This is a genomic window from Sinorhizobium chiapasense, assembly GCF_036488675.1.
Classification (GTDB): Bacteria; Pseudomonadota; Alphaproteobacteria; order Rhizobiales; family Rhizobiaceae; genus Sinorhizobium; species Sinorhizobium chiapasense.
The window spans coordinates 84,560-101,807 of record NZ_CP133151.1 but is presented as its reverse complement, the minus strand read 5'-3'; the positions used below and the strand labels follow the sequence as shown (position 1 = coordinate 101,807).

Sequence of the window (17,248 nt, the reverse complement as noted above, 5' to 3'; positions counted from 1 at the left end):
CTCCTGTTACGTGCTCCGCCTGAGGCCCTGGCCTATCTGCAGGCAGCGTTTGGTGCCTACTTCAGACTGACAGCGGCCATTTCCATGCGCTGTTCGGCATCCTTCCTCAGTGTCATCCCGAATCCCGGATGGGTCGGGACCGCCAACCGGCCGTTGACCGGCTGGAGGTCTTCCTCGAACAGGTCGCGATTGCAGGATTTCAGTGAGAAGGTGTGGTGCTCGTGGATTTCGAAGTTCGGGATCGCCGCTTCGAACTGAAGCGCAATCGCCGTCGATAGCGGCGTGCCGCAGACATGGGCCTGGACCCCGACATCAAAGGCATGCGCGAGATGCACGATTTTCATGCCCTCGGAGATCCCGCCGACGAGGCCAATATCCGGCTGGATCATATCGATGGCACCCGCCTGCAGATAGGGCAGGAAACCCCAGCGTGTATAGAGCCGCTCCCCGGTCGCCATCGGGATCGGCGAGCGCGACGCCACTTTCAGATGGGCTTCGGGGCTGTTGTAATGTGTCGGTTCCTCGATGAAGAGAATGCCGAATTCGGCGAACATCTCTGCGATCTGCAGTGCGGACGCGGTCGAGGTGAGCCCATTCAATTCGAGGATGATATCGACATCCGGACCGAGCCCATCGCGAATGGCTTCCATTCGGGCGCGAGCCAGCTTGCGGTTCTGCGGTGTGAGAAGGCTGCGATGCCGTGCGCGTCCACCGCCCGCCGCGACATAGACAGGACAGAGCTTGACGCAGTCATACCCCTCCTCCCGCGCTTGTCGCGCGGTGTCACGATATTCGGCCGGATCGTCGTGCATCCTGTGCTCCGCCTCCCAGCCGAAATGCAATTGGCTCGCATAGCAGCGTAGCGGTTCCGGCGTTTTCGCCCCCAGCAGGCGATGAACAGGCAGTCCTGCTGCCTTGCCCTTGATGTCCCAGAGCGCCGCATCAAGCGCGCTCATTGCGCCGAAGATCACCGGTCCGCCGCCTTGCGCCCAGAAAGATTGCCGCAGCATTTGCTCCCACACGGACTCGGTGTCGTTCGGGTCATGACCGAGAACGAAACGCTCGGCGAGCTTGCGGATCATCGGCCCCACGGCTTCGGATGCCGTGCCGAACGCCAGTGCAGCCTCGCCGAGACCGGTGATGCCCTCATCGGTATGGATCCGCGCGAAGATGGGACGCCAGAGCGCGATGCCATTCTGCCCGGAGAGGTCGATTTCCAGCGTCTCGACTTTGGTTACCTTCATTGCGACCACTCCAGCTAGCGTTTCATCCGGTTGTTGAGGTTGCGCGGATCGCAGTCACCGCGACCCCGCCGCATCGCGCACATAGGTGCCGCCGAGCGCAAGAAGGGCGAGCACGAGGGGAATGAAGGAGAGCGCGAGGATGGTATTCCATCCATACGCTGTCAGCAGTCCCCCGGAGAGGAACGAGCCGAGGGTCATCGTTCCGAACACGGCGAAGTCGTTGAGCGACTGGACGCGCGCCTTCTCTTCGGGACGGTGGCATTCGAGCACCAGGGCCGACGCACCGAGGAAACCGAAGTTCCAGCCGACACCGAGCACGATCAGGGTGATCCAGAAATGCGCCACGTCGACCCCCGTCATCCCGACGGCTGCGGAGATGCCCGTCAGCACCAGGCCCGTCATGACCACCGCGGTTGCGCCGAAGCGTGTGATCAGCCGCCCGGTGAAGAAGCTTGGGGCATACATCGCGACCACATGCCATTGAATGGCGAGGTTGGAGGACTCCTGCGACAGGCCGCAGAGCTGCATGGCCAAGGGTGCCGCGGTCATCAGGAAGTTCATGAGCAGGTAGGAGACGACCCCGCAGATGACTGCCGTGATGAACCGGGGCTGGCGGGCGATAACACCAACGGGACGACCGCCCACGGCCTCCACCTTGGTCGGCACCGGAAGGCGAACGCCGATCAGAAGCAGAGCGGAGAGTGCCGCCACTGCCGCCTGCGCGAGGTAGCTCGCCGCGAACATATGCGGCATCCAGAGATACATGGTGTTGTTGACAAGCTGCGGCCCGATCACCCCGGCGACGACACCGCCCGCCATGACGAAGGACAGGGCGCGTGGGCGTCGTTCAGCCGGCACGCAGTCTGCGGCCGCGAAACGGAAGGAAAGCACGACGGCGGCATAGGCGCCCCCGAAGAGCGTGGCGGCGCAGTATAGCCAGAAGGAGCCTATCACCACTGCGACCGCCGCCAACAGACCAACGAGCACGCCGCAGCCCGTCCCAACCAGAAATGCGGTACGGCGGCCGTAGCGTTGCGCGATGGCACCGGCGGGCAGCGTCGAGACCGCCATCCCCACCACGAACATTGATATCGGCATCGTGGCGAGTGCGGGGGTAGGAGCGAGGGTGTTTCCGACGATCGCCCCGGTGGAATAGACAACGGCCGAATTCGCGCCCCCCAATGCCTGTGCAATCGTCAGCCTCGCAAGGTTGCCGCGCGCGGCGTCATAATGAGATGAGGCAGGTTCGAGCACTTTGCTTGCGGTAATTTCTGACATCCGGCTTCACAGGGCATGAGAGGACTGATCCGGCGCGAGGTCTGGTCGCGTCGGGCGGAAAAGGCGCTTGGCATTCGATTTGACCGAAGATTAGCGAATTTCGATTTGGCTGTATTTCAATGGACCGACAATCTATGTAGAATACCTGCCAACGCGAGAGATAAACATGATCTGGCATCCGATCGCCGCTCCGCCCGGGGTTCGTCCTCCTCAACCGATCACGGTGCGAGCGCAATCCATTCCCGCGCGTCATTATTTTCCGGACCACTCCCATACCTGGCACCAGCTGGTCTATGCGATCTCCGGAGTGCTGACGGTTTACACCGAAGCCCAATCCTTCGTGATCACGCCGGATCAGGCAGTGTGGTTGCCGACCGGCGTCGTGCACCGCGTCGGCTCGCTTCTCGGCGCGGTATTTCGAAGCCTCTGGATCGCGGATGCAGCCGGCGCAAACTTACCGAGAGTCCCGACGATCTTCATGATGTCACCTTTGCTGCAGGCCTTGATCATCGAGGCCACAGAACTCGAGGGCGAGCCGGAAGGAGATGGCTATTCAGGTCGCGTGACCGCCCTCATCCTCGATCAGCTCGTGCGGGTCCAGCCGCTGCCATCGGCTTTGCCATGGCCGCGTAACAAGCCGTTGACCGCGCTATGCGAGGCGCTCTATCTGGACCCGACGGATGACCGAAGCCCGGAGGAATGGGGGCTGGCGCTGAATATTTCGCCCCGAACATTGGCGCGCCGCTTCAACACGGAGCTGGGCATGAGCCTGCGCTCATGGAGACGGCGCCTTCGGCTCTTCCGTGCAATAGAGCTTCTGGGCGGTGGTCTGGGCGTGACACAAGTCGCCATGGAGCTTGGTTACGGCTCGACATCGGCTTTCGTGTATGCGTTTCGCACCGAAATGGGCAGTAGTCCCCAAGCTTACATGCGCCGCCATGTCATGGAAAGCGCAAGCGCGCCAACGGGCTCCGCCTTTCAAAAGGTGCAGAGCTGAACGATGGAGCTCCGTTGGGCCGGGCGCGTTGCGCCTAGAACAGCCATCATGCCGGCGGGTCGAAGGCCCGGATCTCCGGCAGGTTGTCGTCGAAACGCTCCACCTGCACGGTCGTCAGTTGCCCCGTGCAGCCCTGCGCCAGGGCCGAGGTGCCGATGTCGCGGGTCAAGACATTCGGATTGCCGTGAACGCAGAGCGGCTTCTCCTCGTTCGGATCGGCGGGATCATACCACGCTCCCGTCGCAAGCTGGATTACACCGTGCCGGATGCCGTCCGAGAGGGTGACGCCAGCGAGGCAGGCACCGCGTTCATTGGAGAGCCGAATGATGTCGCCCTCGGAAATGCCGCGCTCTGCCGCATCGTCATGATGCATCGTTGCGACCTCTCGCCCTTTGAGCTTTGAGGCGACACTATGCCCGCCGAAATCGAGCTGGCTGTGCAGTCGCGTGCGCGGCTGGTTGGAAATCAGCACAAATGGTGTGGACTTGTCAGGGACGTAGACTGGTCCGAGCCAAGTGGGATGGCCAGGACAATCCGCTTCCTCAAAGCTCGCAATCGTTTCGGAATAGATTTGCAGCTTGCCGCTTGGTGTCGGCAGTGGATTTGCTGCCGGATCGTTTCGGAAGGCCCGCAGATATCCGCCATCGTCGGGTTGCTGCGGGAGGACGTAGCCCTCCCCTTTCCAGAATTCGTTAAAGTTTGGCGCTGCCAAGCCCTTCTCGGCAAGCCCCGCGCGGGTCTGCTCGTAGAGGTGCTCGAGCCATTGCCGGACGCTACGCCCCTCGGTGAAGGTCTCGCGCGCGCCGAGCCGCTCGGCAAGGTCCGCGAAGATGGCGTAGTCGTCGCGTGCTTCGCCATAAGGGGGAGCGATGGGGTGCATCGGCACAAGCAGCGGATCGTTGGAGTTGGCGCCGATGTCCTCGCGCTCCAGTGTCATCGTGCAGGGCAGGACAACGTCGGCATGGCGCGCGGTCGCCGTCCAGGCGAGCTCGTGGACGACGAGCGTGTCGAGCCGGGTGAAGGCCTTGCGCAGCCGGTTGAGATCCTGATGGTGATGGAACGGATTTCCGCCCGCCCAATAGACCAGCTTGATTTCGGGATAGGTCCGGGATTCACCATTGAAGCGATAGGTTTCACCGGGATGAAGCTGCATATCCGCGATGCGCGCGACAGGGATGAAGTCGCTTACGCCGTTGCGCCCCTGCGACAGCGTCGGGATCGGCACTGCATTATAACGGCGTCCGTAATAGGCGATCGCGCCGAGAGCATAGCCATAGCCGCCGCCGGGCAAGCCGATCTGCCCAAGGGCAGCGGCGAGCACCATGCCCATCCAGACAGGTTGCTCGCCGTGCTCGGCGCGTTGCAGAGAATGCGAGACCACGATCAGCGCGCGCTTGCCGGCAAGTCGCCTTGCGAGCACGACGATCTCCTCGGCGGAAACGCCCGTGAGGGCCGCCGCCCACTCGGCATCCTTCGGCTGGCCGTCTGTCTCGCCGAGCAGGTAGCGCTCGAAGATCGGCCAGCCGGAGGTATAACGTTCCAGGAAGGCGCGGTCGTGCCTGCCTTCGACGACGAGGGTATGGACGATCCCCATCATGAGTGCGGTGTCGCTGCCCGGCACGCAGGAGAGCCACTCGGCGTTGGCCTCGTCCGGCAGGTCCGAGCGCAAGGGGCTGACCAGCACGAAATTGCAGCCGCGCTCGGCCGCGCGTTGCATGGCGCCACGCTCGACATGCTTGCTGACACTGCCGCCGGCGACCATCGAGTTCTTGAGCGCCATGCCGCCGAATGCGAGCACGATCTCGCTGTGCTCAGCGATCTGCTCCCAGGAGACGTTGCGCTTGGTCAGGCCCTCGTGATCGCCGATGATATGGGGGATCAGAACCTGCGAGGAGCCGGAGGAATAGCTGGTGACCGACCGCACATAGCCGCCACAGGCGACATTGAGAAAGCGGTGGATCTGGCTCTGGGCGTGGTGGAAGCGGCCGGCGCTTGACCAACCGTAGGAGCCGCCGAAGATGGCTCCGGGGCCGGAGCCATCGCGAACACGGGCAAGCTCGTGGCCGAGCAAATCAAGAGCCGTCTCCCACGATACCGGAACGAACTCATCTCGCCCGCGCCGTTCGTCCGGGCCGGGACCGTTCTCCAGCCAGCTCTTGCGCACCATCGGCTGCACGATGCGCGCGCGATGACGCAACGCTGCCGGAAAGTTCTGGATGATCTCGTTCGGATCCGGATCGCCCGCATGCGGCTTGACCTCGAGCTGCCCATCGACCATTCGCGCCGAGAACACGCCCCAATGCGAGGTGTGTGGCCTGAAAGGCGTCTCGGCTTGTTCGTTTCCTTCGGCGGCTGCAGATTCGGGCATGATATTGTTCCGACGATAAGGCGTGGGCGGTGGCTCGATGTTTGCGACAATCGCAAGCGCATGGTGAATGGCCTATTTGAGGTCGCCACGCGCTCTTTAACACCTTAGTGCATCTCTAACCGGCTGTATTTCAACGTATTGCCAATCTATATTGATTATCTGCCAGTTTGCAGCTGCTCAAGACACGGCAACCGGCCACGCGCCCTCTGGGCAACGGTGCTCGCCTGTGAGGCGCGGCCGGAAAGGCTCATCTATTCCTGGATGGAACCGATCAGCCCTCTGACGTGCTTGCGGCGTACCCTCGCGAGTACGCGTAAATCCGCAATGGATTCGGCTTGCGATCTCGACAGAAGGATGCCTCTCCAGCCGTTGCGCCACCACCACTCTCCGGACACCAGCGCCTGCCTTATATTCATCATACTTATTGTCCTTATATTGCACTGCAACAACATCATCTTGTCTGCCGACCTTTTGTGGCGACCGGTCCGCTTAGGGCGCATCATCGAGGAATCGACCCATGACAACTACAATGAGTGATACGAGGGCGCCCGTCGCAGACCGAGGCCACGGCGATATAGGAGCCGCGGTTCGGCGATCTCGCGAAGCGGTGGGATATAGCGTTGAGGACCTTGCAATAACCTGTGGCCTGACTGGCGCCGAAATCACAAGGATTGAAATAGGTGCTGATGTCGACCCGGGCAGGCTCCGGCGCATCGCTGCTGCACTTCGAGTGCCAACCTCCACGTTCCTATTGAACTAGCGGAACGGGCGTCGCGCTGTTTGCGGAGCCCAAACCTCCTGAGTGCAAAGCTACACAGTTGATGCCGTCGCGGCTTTGTTGAACGCAGCTTGTCGTCAGCCGGGAAGATTGTCCCGATCAACAAGAATGTTGAACTTCGATTCCGAATCAATGAACTTATCCGCGACGTACGTGAATCCTCGTGCACCAAGTGCGCGGAAAAACCCGATCAGGATCCAGACGACGCACTGCCACATGTACAAAGGCGGTTTGACACCATCATGGATGTCGCCATTGAATTGACGGCACGGAAAGGAGGCTACATGCGTGCGCCATCAGGTGCTGTTGCGGGACTTTGCTCTGCCTCCGCCACCATGTTCGCAGTGGGAATGGCGTTCCTTGGCTATTGGGGATTGTATGAGCCCGACGACTGGCGCAGCGCCGATCTTGTCATTGTGATTTTGGCACTCGCCGGATTTGCAGCGCTTGGCTCGGTGCCCTGGATTGTGACGACCCCCGTTGCCGATGACGGCGAGGAGAAGGTCATAGCCGCCAGGCGAGCGTTGGCGTTGGGAGTCGTCTTGATCTGGCTGTCCGTTCTCGTTTCGGTATTCACTTAGCCTCGCCCCATCGGCTGCCTCTCGCGTCCTCGTGGAAGGCTCCTCCCTCACACTCGCGACCCCAAGACGTCGAACCGATCCGCGCCGCGGAGTACGAGTGGCTACGCTGCCGACTAGCACATCGCGTTTCCGAGCATCACCGCTAGTGCCTGCTTTTCTCTGCGCGCACTCGTCGATAAGGTGCGCGATCTGGATCAGGAAATCGCTTGCAGGGCCCGACGCGATGATGTCGCCAAGCCACTGATGACCAGCCTGGAATAGGACCCGTTATCGCCCCTGCCCTTGAGGCACTTGCTCCGCCAGCAGAGACCTTCATGCGCGGCCGGGATTTCTCCGCCCGGATGGGATACACCGCGCCAGCATTCGACCGGAGGGAAAACCCGGCTAGGCAACACATCGGCAGAAAGTCGCCGATGCTGATTACGGTCGCGCTCTCCAATCGAATCCCCGTATCGCCCGGGCTTTAATGACCAAGGGTGGTCGCTGCGAGCCCGCGGCAGCATGAGATCATGCTCTGGCGGAAAGGCGGTCTGACCGCCAGAGCGAATGTGAGCAGGTCGAACGAAGGATATGGACAAACGACCTTGAGACGGGGTCAGGAAAACCAGCCCCCCGGATGGCACTTCGAGTGCGAGCAAGCGTGTTGGACCTGATTTTCAGACTCCCCTATGGGCCCGCGGCGCTTCAAGACAGGTTGTTCATCAAGAAACGCGCGCGACCGCCCGTCCGACCGCGAACTCCCGCGCTTGTGCGGTTGCGGGCGCGGGCGGCAGCGAATAAGGTTCGCCGGCGGCGCCGACGCCGCTTAGCTCACGAGGATGTTCATGGCGACCGGTACCGTAAAATTTTTCAACCAGGACAAGGGCTTTGGCTTCATTACGCCCGACGATGGCGGAGCGGACGTGTTCGTCCATATTTCGACTGTGCAGGGTGCGAATCCGCTTCGCGAAGGTCAGAAGGTCAGCTATGACCTTGGCCAGGACCGCAAGACGGGGAAGTCGAAAGCGGAAAACGTCAGATCCATCTGATCGGCTACCTGATAGGGTCACCGGTCCTCAAAGCTGAATCTCGAGACCAACGATGCGTATCTAAAGCGATCTTGATCTCGTCCTGGTGCAGTAGGGACGTAGCGCCTCTTCTAGCCGCTGCATCTCGAGATCATTGAATTCGTTATCTTTGAGGACAGGTTTTCCGATTGATCAACTGCGCGATGTAGTGAGCGCCTGATCCTCCGGCGCATGTGCCAATCGCAAGCAAAAGGAGCAGCGCCTGATGAGCCCCAGTTTCCAATAACGCAGCTTCCGGGTGGTAGTCTCGCCTTTATCAGCGTGCAGCTATTGACGAAGCGGAGAGGTCTGCGCCGCGAGTGATCTAACAAGGACTCGACTTCACAGCCTCTGCTTGCGGCTCCTAACCTATGTCCGTTCGAATCGCGGCGCGATCGTCAACTATCGAAAACGCTACCGCGCCGGGTCTCGCGTTGCTACGATCCTCGCCAAGTCAGCGGTGAACTCGCTGGTCGGCAACGGATTATCAAGAAACAGCAGATGCGCTGGTCTCCACGGTGCTCACATGCTTCATGCAGGTCCAGACGGCTGAGATTAATGGCGATCTGCAAGATCGCCTGCGGGCACCCTTCCGACAGCCCGAACGGAATGTGCCCCCGCTGTTCAAGGCCGAACCGCCTCTTCTGCGCGGGGCCTAACCCCCAAGAAATTACCGGTCTCGTTGTCGCCACCAGCGACGCGCATATCGTTCGCCCAAACCCAGCAACCGTGGTTTTGCGTCCTGCCACGTTCACGAGTGCGGGCTGATCAGGAGTCGCCTCAATCATCTCCTCATTCGGGAATGTCGCAACTCCGACCGTGTGGGACATACGACATGTCAGTGTTTGTACTTCATGTTGTTTTCAAATGCTTTTCTCGTTGGCACGTGACGTGCATCACCGCTCGCAACCGCATTTCGGAATCCGGAGAAACGATGCCAATGACTACGCCCACGGAAAGTGCCATTGCTGCGGTGAGGTTTGCCCTTCCACAGCTCCCAGCCCGGCTTGCGCGTGACAGTTCGAACAGGCGGCTGCACCGGCATCAGATAAACCTGAGTTTGGATGGCGAAGCGCGCGGGCGACGTCCTTGAAATTGGCGGAGTTGAGGTATTCGCAAACTCAGGCTCTCAAGCCGCGTGCAAGGTTGCCAACGTGTCAAACATAGCGTCACACGAAGTGATCGAAGTTCCGAACTGCCTGCGGTCGGTGTCCCCATTGACTGGCGAAAACGGGCTCGAGAGGTTCGAGACCTACGAGCAGATGAACCGCGCGATCGGCAGTGGTGACGTATGAGCTGCCAGGCGAAGCGCTACCACGATATCAGTTGCGGACACCGCGTTGTCGGACACGAAGGCAAATGCAGGCACCTGCACGGGCATAACTACCGTGTACATTTCACCTGCGAAGCTGATGAGCTCGACAATATGGGGCGCGTCATCGACTTCAGTGACATGAAGAGCAAGCTCTGCATGTGGCTGGAAGAGAACTGGGACCATAAGATGCTCTTGTGGGAGCATGACCCGGTTGCCAGCGCGTTGATCGATGACACGGTCGAAACCGGTAATGGTACGACGCTCGAAGATGGCATCGCGCTGGTCCCGTTCAATCCGACCGCTGAGAACATTGCGAAGCATCTTGTGCTCGTGGTGGGTCCGCAGCAGCTCAAGGGCACAGGCATCAGGCTCGTACATTGCGAGGTTGAAGAGACGCGCAAGTGCTCCGCCGTGCACGCGCTGCAGCCTCCAAGGAAAGATCTCGGGCAGATGGAGAAGTGATGAACAACAACAAAATATCGTTCAGCGAGCTCAGCGCGCTGGCAGCAAAGTTGGCTGCAGAGCTAAACCGGGTCTACCAGCCGGATGTCAACCAAGCACTGAAGATCTATCCTATCCCCCGAGGGGGCGTACCCGCTGCGCTCGCAGTGGCGCAGCACATCCCGCTGTTGCTCGTTGACAGCCCGGAGCAAGCGGACGTGTTCATCGACGACGTCGTGAACAGTGGTGCAACCCGCAACAAATGGAAGCATGACTGGCCCGAGAAAGAATTCTACGCACTCATTGACAAAAAAGCTGGCCCCAGACCCTCAGGCTGGATCGTGTTCCCATGGGAGGGCGACGTTGTTGGCTCGTTCGATGACAACATCGTGAAATTGCTCCAGTTCGTCGGTGAAGACCCTTCACGCGTGGGACTCAAAGAAACCCCAACGCGCGTTACCAAAGCCTGGCAATACTGGTGCAGCGGGTATGGCAAAGACCCAAAGGACATTTTGAAAGTGTTCGAGGGCGGTGCTGAAAAGCACAACCAGACGATCACAGTACAAGACATCCCGATCTATTCGCACTGCGAGCACCACCTCACGCCGATCTTCGGCACCTGCACAATAAGCTACGCGCCGAATGGCAAAATCATCGGTCTGAGCAAGCTCTCCCGGCTAGCCGACATTTTCGCGCGCAGGCTGCAAGTACAGGAGCGTATGACCAACCAGATCGCGGACGCTCTGTTCACTCATCTCGAGCCGATGGGTGTAGGTGTGGTCATCAAGGCGCGGCACCTGTGCATGGAATCGCGCGGCGTGTGCCAACAGGGACACCAGACGGTTACCACCGCTCTGCGCGGAATCATCAAAGACGATGCGACAGCCCGAACGGAATTCATGCGTCTGGCATAAAGTGCTGCAATGTACATTTACGTTGCGGCGGTCAGCACTGCTTTGGCAGATCGAAGTCGGCCGTGAAATTGTAACGACGACTCCTCTTTCTGGAGGGCCGGTTGTGGATTGGAAACAGAGCCTTCCTCGTATTTGCCGGCCTTTAAAGAGCGCCTTGGCCAAAAGAAGCGCCGCCAGATGTGCCACTTTGCGCCCATGGCAGAACGGCCAGCTCCGAGGTAATGCGATGTCAATGAGTGTTTGGGGATTCGGTGATTTCGCAAATGCGCTTGCATGCTCTTGCCGACATACGGCGTGGACGTCCGCCGAATTCGGCGGACGGCAACATGTGCCACTGTACGTCGGTCCAGAACGTGTATCGCGATACCTTCACGATTGCTCAATCTCTCATCGGGATCGTCCGGGAAGTTGAGGGGGCCGCAATCAGGGACTCAACGTTTCCGAGGAAGTGGTTTTGAAAGTAGCGGGCATGAAATGACCTACGCCGTCAAAGAACTGTTCAAGACGCTCCAAGGCGAAGGCGCCCAAGCCGGACGGGCCGCCGTTTTTTGCCGATTTGCCGGCTGCAACTTGTGGTCTGGTCGGGAGGAGGATCGGCATAAAGCAATTTGCCAGTTCTGCGACACGGACTTCGTCGGCACTGACGGCGATGGGGGCGGCAAATTCCAGGATGCGGCCGGGCTGGCTCGCGCGATTGCTGAAACCTGGGGGGACTGTGAAAACAACCGGTATGTGGTCTTCACAGGCGGCGAGCCGCTATTGCAACTCGATAGTGCTTTAGTCGACGCGGTACACACAATTGGCTTCGAAATTGCAATTGAAACGAACGGCACCCTGGAACCGCCGGAGGGCATCGACTGGATTTGCGTCAGTCCAAAGGCCCATGCGCCGCTGAAGCTGACATCTGGAAGCGAGCTCAAGCTTGTCTACCCGCAAGCCGATCTGCTGCTTGACGATCTGCCTGACATGCATTTCGATCATTATTTCCTTCAGCCCATGGATGGGCCGGAACGCGTCAAGAACACCGCCGCGATCACTGAGTTTTGTCTTCGGAATGCGCGCTGGCGCCTAAGTCTGCAAACTCATAAAATTATTGGGATTCCGTGAAAATCACCAAGGCGTTTCCATTTGAGGCTGCCCATCGACCCCCATGTTCCAGCGACGAATGATTGCCATCGCATGGAGGGCCCATTCGTATCGATCGAGCTTCAGTTGGAGGGACCAGTCGATCCGCATCCACTCAATGACATTCCAGGGGTGGAAGATCCAACCGCCGAGAACATTTCGGTTTGGGAAGGTTGTTCCTCTCCTTGGCGAAGTCAGTTCGGTCAAGGTGTTCGAGACGGCCCTCGTGCTGGCTGAGTATGACGACCAATAACCCGGAGCAATTGAGATGGCGGCGACTGCACTAGTGTTATTTTCGGGCGGGCAAGATTCCACCACCTGCCTGGCATGGGCGCTCGATCGATACGAGCGCGTCGAAACTGTCGGCTTTGATTATGGCCAACGGCACAAGATAGAACTCGAGTGCCGCGAAACGCTCCGCGCCAAGCTCGGAAAGATAAAACCGGCGTGGAGTGAGCGGCTCGGCGAGGACCATACAGTTTCTCTCTCGGCGCTGAGAGAGATCTCAAACACCGCACTGACGAGCACCATGGCAATTGAAATGGCCGAGCTTCCGAACACCTTTCTCCCGGGCCGCAACCTGGTTTTTCTGACGTTGGCGGCGGCCCTCGCCTATCGCAGAGACTTGAAACGCATCGTGGGCGGAATGTGTGAAACCGACTTCTCTGGCGCTCCGGACTGCCGCGATGACTCGATGAAAGCGCTTCAGATCGCGCTCAACCTGGGAATGGAAAAGCGTTTCGTCCTGGATACACCACTCATGTGGATCGACAAGGCGCAAACCTGGCAACTTGCCCAGGATCTTGGCGGCAAGGAACTGGTCGATGTCATCGTCGAGGAAAGCCACACTTGCTACCTGGGCGACCGCGGTGATCTAAACGACTGGGGCTATGGTTGCGGAATCTGCCCTGCCTGCGACCTGCGGGCAAAGGGATACCGGAAATTCGTTGCGGAAGCGGCGTAACGCAAGGGAAGTGGGATGGATCTACAAAGCAGGCAATGGATCGAAGGCGGATCATTGCTGGTTGGCTTCGCAGCTTGCATTCCGCTGGTGCTGTTGGCTTTTGATTATTTTCCACGGCATGGAAGATTCGGGTCGAGGCTGCGCTTGCTTTGTTAGCGCTTAACCAACAGCACGTAGCGGTTCAGGGGAACGCCGCTATGGCACAAGAAGCGAGACGTAAGTACTCGCGAAACTGTCCCTGATAGACTTATCCGCTGGCGCGAAGCCGCGGTTCACATCGGCTCTGACGGCACGGTTATGCGGATGCGCGAACGGCTGGGAACCGTGTTCATTGCTTCATCGAAATCCAAGACCCACCAGATTGGTGGCTATCGGCACAAGTGTCGATGAACAGCATTCCCTTAAGACCATCTTCGGCTCCTGAAAGCTCGACGCTACCTTCCGCGAGAGTGTACCCCGCGCGGCGCGCGGCGATTGCGAAGCCAGCCTCGGCATAGAGATTTGCCCATGCATCCACTAGAGCTTCACCGTGCCCCCTCGGGAGGTGTATCAGACGTTCCGCTTCGGGTAGGGTTCCATTGCCATGACCTCGCACGAAGATCTGCTCCTGCTCCCCTAAGGGCACATAACGTAGCACCTCCGGTTTTTCCTGATCCCAGTCTAGCCCTCCCTTGTCGCCCCACACGCGGATGCGGAGACCGCAGTATTGGCCCGGCGCGGCCTGCGTTACCCAAAGAATCCCAGGGGCGCCATTCTCCAGACGGAAATTGATATAGGCCGTATCTTCCATCGGCTTCGGAGCTCCACAGTTATGAAACTCAGCCCTGAGGCTGGTAATATCCTGTCCAGTAATTGTATGCAGCAGATGGTACGCATGCGTCCCGATATCGCCGGTCGCTGACGCGCGGCCCACCTTCTCGGGGTTCTGTCGCCAAATGGCACCCTTGTCTCGATCGGAAAACGGACTTGTCGCCCACTCCTGAACATACTCCACGTGTGCCTGCCGCACGGTCCCTACGGCTCCGTTTCTGATCATGTGCTTGGCCTGACGAACCATCGCGTGATGTGCGTATGGGTAAGTCATGACGACCAAACGACCCGTAGCTCTTTGAAGCTCCACGAGTTCTTGAGCATCTGAAACCGTCGTCGTCATGGGCTTGTCCAGTATTACGTCGATGCCGGCCTTGAGAAAGGCGGTCGCGATACGATGGTGTGTCCAGTTTGGCGTGACGATTGAGACTGCTTCTATACCATCGTCGCGCGCAGATTCTGATTCTGCCATGGCCTTCCAGTCACCATACGAGCGATCGGGTGCAATCATCCATTCTGCGGCCGATGCGTGTGCGTTATCCGGATCTGCTGAGAGCTCCCGCAACGACCTCCCAGTGATTTGACAATCTCGCCCCGGCGAAGTGCCATTGTCCAACAAGACCACCCTTTCCGCCGCCGACGAATCCCAGTCGCAATCGCCGACCGAGGAGCGGGCTTCGCAAGTTGCCTTTTCCAACAAAGGTCATTGAGATCTCCCATCATGAACGATTCTTCCACGACGTCAGCCGCAGATACCTCTCGCGTGTGTATCGTACGACTTCTGCTCAGATCCGAAGGCGTTTGCGGATTGCTATGCACTTACCATGCCAAGGGAGAAGATCATTCGCCGCGGCGGTTCGGAGCTCCGCCGGGCAGGTCGCCTCTTTTGCAGGCAACGCCCTCACGCTCATAGGTGGGGGCGGGACTACAGGGCGCCGATGCGGTCGATGACAAGGCCTGCCTCCTCGCGATAGGGAATGCCGTGGTTCTCCGCTGATCATCGGATCATCTTTCGTGAAATCGCCCGCACGATTCACTGCGCCGCGATGGCGGTCGGAGGTCCGTAAAGGCCTGGTTTCGCTATCATGTTGATTGATTCAAGGCCGCCGCTGGCCACGGCGCGCAGGGCCGCATCGGCCACGAGCGTGGCCGCGTATCCATCCCAGATGGAGGGACCGGTCGCGGTTCCTTGGGAGGCAGCCACGATCCATTCCCGGAATTCCTGGTCGTAAGCTTCGATGAAGCGCTCGCGCCAATCCTTGGGGATCGCCTGACGGATGCCGTCCGAGTCCGAAATCACTGTTGCCGGGCGGTTCGGCAGTGCGGCGACGCCCGCCTCGCAGCTGACCTCGCCGCGGATGTCATAGCCGTAGGCAATGTTCACCGAGATCTCGACATCAACCAGCGCGCCAGAGGCCATGTGCAAGAGCACGAACACCGGATCACGTAACTCGCCACCACGCGCTGACCGGCGCGGCACGCGCACCTCGACCCCAGCGACCTCGTCCGACAGGAGCCAGCGGGAGATATCCGCGTCATGCACCAGCGTGTCGTTGAGCGGCATCTCCGAGGTGTAGAGCCCCTCGGGCACCGAGGCATTGCGATGCACGGAATGGAACATGAGCGGCGCACCAAGTTCCCCTCCGTCGATCACCGCCTTCAGGCGGCGGTAGTCGGCATCGAAACGGCGCATGAAGCCCACCTGCACGAGACGTCGGCCGAAGGCCACTTCGGCTTCCATCACGCGAAGCGCGGCCGCCTCGGATGTCACCAAGGGCTTTTCGCAGAAGACCGGCTTGCCGGCGGCGATGCAGGCGAGCAACTGCTCCTCATGCGCCGGTCCCCAGGAGCAGATGATCACGGCCTGCACTTTTTCCGAAGAGATCAAAGCGGAGGGGGTGGCGAACACCTCCGCCCCTTCGGGGGCGGCGGCGGCAGCGCGGGCCTGGTCGATGTCCGTAACACCCACGACTTCGACACCGGAAAGGACTTTCGTAAGGCGGCGGATGTGATCCTGGCCGATCATTCCCGTGCCGATGACACCAACCTTAAGGGTCATTTTGCCCCCCAGTACTTGTCGATGTAACGCTGCATTTCGCTGCGCATGAAGGTGCCGCTCTGGTCTGCCTTGTCCTCCCAGGCGAAGACGCATGCGGTCATGATGCCGTCGAAGCCCACTTCCGCCAGCGTGCCGAAGAAATCGTCCCAGGGGACCTCGCCCTGGCCGATCAGCATTTCGCCTGCCCTGAAGATAATGGGGAAGAGTCGCGCAGTTTCTCCACGATCCCTGGCAGCACTTCAAGCACCCGGTCGACATCCTCCTCGCTGCTATAGCGTGAAAAGGAAAAGCGCACTGCCCCGCGCGCCCGCGGGATGCTCATGGCTTCTAGAACATGGCTCCGCTCCAAGGTGCCAGAGGTGCAGGCAGAGCCAGAGGAGCAGGCGATGCCGTAGCGGTTGAGGAGAAACTGTATGGCCTGGCCATCGATGCTGTCGAAGGCAACGTTTGCGGTATTCGGCAGCCGCGCCAGCGGATCGCCGGTGACGAAGGTTTTGGGGATGCGCTCGAGGATTCCTTTCTCCAATCGGTCGCGGAGCGGCTTTACCCGTGTGTTTCCCTCGTCCATGCACTCCAAGGCCAGTTCGGCCGCTTTGCCGAGACCTACAATTCCGGGTGTATTCTCCGTGCCCGCGCGTCGGTCGCGCTCCTGATGGCCTCCCATGATCAGCGAGGAGAAGGGCACACCGCGCTTTACATAGAGTGCGCCGATACCTTTTGGCCCATGTAGCTTGTGGCCGGAGAGCGACAGCATGTCGATAGCGGTCAATTTCAGGTCCATCGGAAGCTTGCCGACCGCCTGCACTGCGTCCGTGTGGAAAAGTGCGCCGACTTTCTTGGCCATCTCGGCAAGCTCAGCCACAGGGAATATCGTACCCGTCTCGTTGTCCGCCCACATGATTGAAACGATCGCCACGCGATGGGTAAGGGCTTTCCCGTAGGCGCGAAGGTCGAATCGGCCATGGTGATCCACCGGAATCCTATGCACTTTGACGCCGCGCGTCTTTTCAAGATGGGTGCAGAGCGTCAGCACCGCCGGATGCTCGACTGCCGAAGTGACGATTTCCGTGCGCTCGGGCATCACCTCGAGCCCGGAAAGGATCGCCGTATTGTCGCTTTTGGTCCCGCCCGAGGTGAAAATGATCTCATGGTCGAAGTTCGCACCGATCAGAGCTTGCAACTGCCGGCGCGCCGCCTTCATCGCGACGCCGGCAGCGATGCCAATGTCGTGCGTCGACGAAGCGTTGCCAGACTGATCTGTAGAGAACGGCAGCATCGCCTGGAAAACTAGAGCTGTGTTCACTTTTCCTTACCGAGAAACTTTGACA

14 protein-coding genes and 2 pseudogenes are annotated in these 17,248 nt (G+C 59.8%); 9 read left to right on the top strand and 7 right to left on the bottom strand.

What is annotated here, in order from left to right; genetic code table 11:
* Positions 1-56: 56 nt before the first annotated feature.
* Both RB548_RS23195 and RB548_RS23190 read right to left on the bottom strand, forming a co-directional pair.
* Entirely contained in the window at positions 57-1,244 is a 1,188-nt protein-coding gene (locus RB548_RS23195; RefSeq protein ID WP_331375649.1) for a mandelate racemase/muconate lactonizing enzyme family protein, read from the bottom strand.
* A 54-nt stretch (positions 1,245-1,298) separates the two neighbouring features.
* On the bottom strand, positions 1,299-2,522 hold the full coding sequence (locus tag RB548_RS23190) for an MFS transporter (protein WP_331375648.1): 1,224 nt from the start codon (positions 2,520-2,522) through the stop codon (positions 1,299-1,301).
* A 166-nt stretch (positions 2,523-2,688) separates the two neighbouring features.
* Here RB548_RS23190 and RB548_RS23185 point away from each other — a divergent pair, with 166 nt between their 5' ends.
* Positions 2,689-3,519, top strand: coding sequence for an AraC family transcriptional regulator (locus RB548_RS23185; protein ID WP_331375647.1), 831 nt, complete (start codon positions 2,689-2,691; stop codon positions 3,517-3,519).
* A 46-nt stretch (positions 3,520-3,565) separates the two neighbouring features.
* Here RB548_RS23185 and RB548_RS23180 read toward each other — a convergent pair whose 3' ends face one another.
* The gene (locus RB548_RS23180) at positions 3,566-5,887 is read right to left on the bottom strand and encodes a molybdopterin guanine dinucleotide-containing S/N-oxide reductase (RefSeq protein ID WP_331375646.1); all 2,322 of its coding nucleotides are present in this window, start codon (positions 5,885-5,887) and stop codon (positions 3,566-3,568) included.
* 517 nt (positions 5,888-6,404) lie between these two features.
* On the opposite strand from RB548_RS23180, the gene RB548_RS23175 reads away from it, so the two are divergent.
* The 8 genes and pseudogenes from RB548_RS23175 to queC all read left to right on the top strand — a co-directional run bounded on the left by RB548_RS23175 (position 6,405) and on the right by queC (position 13,051).
* Positions 6,405-6,647, top strand: coding sequence for a helix-turn-helix domain-containing protein (locus tag RB548_RS23175; protein WP_331375645.1), 243 nt, complete (start codon positions 6,405-6,407; stop codon positions 6,645-6,647).
* 302 nt (positions 6,648-6,949) lie between these two features.
* A complete protein-coding gene (locus RB548_RS23170; RefSeq protein ID WP_331375752.1) occupies positions 6,950-7,246 on the top strand; it encodes a hypothetical protein in 297 nt (98 codons plus the stop codon).
* Between the two features lie 156 nt (positions 7,247-7,402).
* Positions 7,403-7,660: pseudogene (locus tag RB548_RS23165) on the top strand (transposase); the annotation flags it as partial.
* 410 nt (positions 7,661-8,070) lie between these two features.
* The gene (locus RB548_RS23160; protein WP_331375644.1) at positions 8,071-8,274 is read left to right on the top strand and encodes a cold-shock protein; all 204 of its coding nucleotides are present in this window, start codon (positions 8,071-8,073) and stop codon (positions 8,272-8,274) included.
* Between the two features lie 1,309 nt (positions 8,275-9,583).
* Positions 9,584-10,069: a 6-pyruvoyl trahydropterin synthase family protein gene (locus RB548_RS23155; RefSeq protein ID WP_331375643.1), complete on the top strand. Its 486-nt coding sequence runs from the start codon at positions 9,584-9,586 to the stop codon at positions 10,067-10,069.
* Complete coding sequence (folE, locus tag RB548_RS23150; RefSeq protein WP_331375642.1) at positions 10,069-10,962, top strand: GTP cyclohydrolase I FolE; 894 nt, start codon at positions 10,069-10,071, stop codon at positions 10,960-10,962. The genes RB548_RS23155 and folE overlap by 1 nt, the downstream gene beginning before the upstream one ends.
* A gap of 474 nt (positions 10,963-11,436) precedes the next feature.
* A complete protein-coding gene (gene queE / locus RB548_RS23145; RefSeq protein ID WP_331375641.1) occupies positions 11,437-12,069 on the top strand; it encodes a 7-carboxy-7-deazaguanine synthase in 633 nt (210 codons plus the stop codon).
* Positions 12,070-12,355: 286 nt separating this feature from the next.
* On the top strand, positions 12,356-13,051 hold the full coding sequence (gene queC, locus RB548_RS23135; RefSeq protein ID WP_331375640.1) for a 7-cyano-7-deazaguanine synthase QueC: 696 nt from the start codon (positions 12,356-12,358) through the stop codon (positions 13,049-13,051).
* Positions 13,052-13,379: 328 nt separating this feature from the next.
* Here queC and RB548_RS23130 read toward each other — a convergent pair whose 3' ends face one another.
* The 4 genes and pseudogenes from RB548_RS23130 to nifS all read right to left on the bottom strand — a co-directional run bounded on the left by RB548_RS23130 (position 13,380) and on the right by nifS (position 17,196).
* Positions 13,380-14,372, bottom strand: coding sequence for a Gfo/Idh/MocA family protein (locus tag RB548_RS23130; protein WP_331375639.1), 993 nt, complete (start codon positions 14,370-14,372; stop codon positions 13,380-13,382).
* A gap of 522 nt (positions 14,373-14,894) precedes the next feature.
* Positions 14,895-15,920: a Gfo/Idh/MocA family oxidoreductase gene (locus RB548_RS23125; RefSeq protein WP_331375638.1), complete on the bottom strand. Its 1,026-nt coding sequence runs from the start codon at positions 15,918-15,920 to the stop codon at positions 14,895-14,897.
* Positions 15,917-16,090: pseudogene (locus RB548_RS23120) on the bottom strand (sugar phosphate isomerase/epimerase); the annotation flags it as partial. The gene RB548_RS23125 and the pseudogene RB548_RS23120, both read right to left, overlap by 4 nt.
* Positions 16,090-17,196 carry a cysteine desulfurase NifS gene (nifS, locus tag RB548_RS23115; RefSeq protein WP_331375751.1) on the bottom strand — a complete coding sequence of 369 codons (1,107 nt, stop codon included), beginning with the start codon at positions 17,194-17,196 and terminating at the stop codon, positions 16,090-16,092. The gene nifS and the pseudogene RB548_RS23120, both read right to left, overlap by 1 nt.
* Positions 17,197-17,248 lie beyond the last annotated feature (52 nt).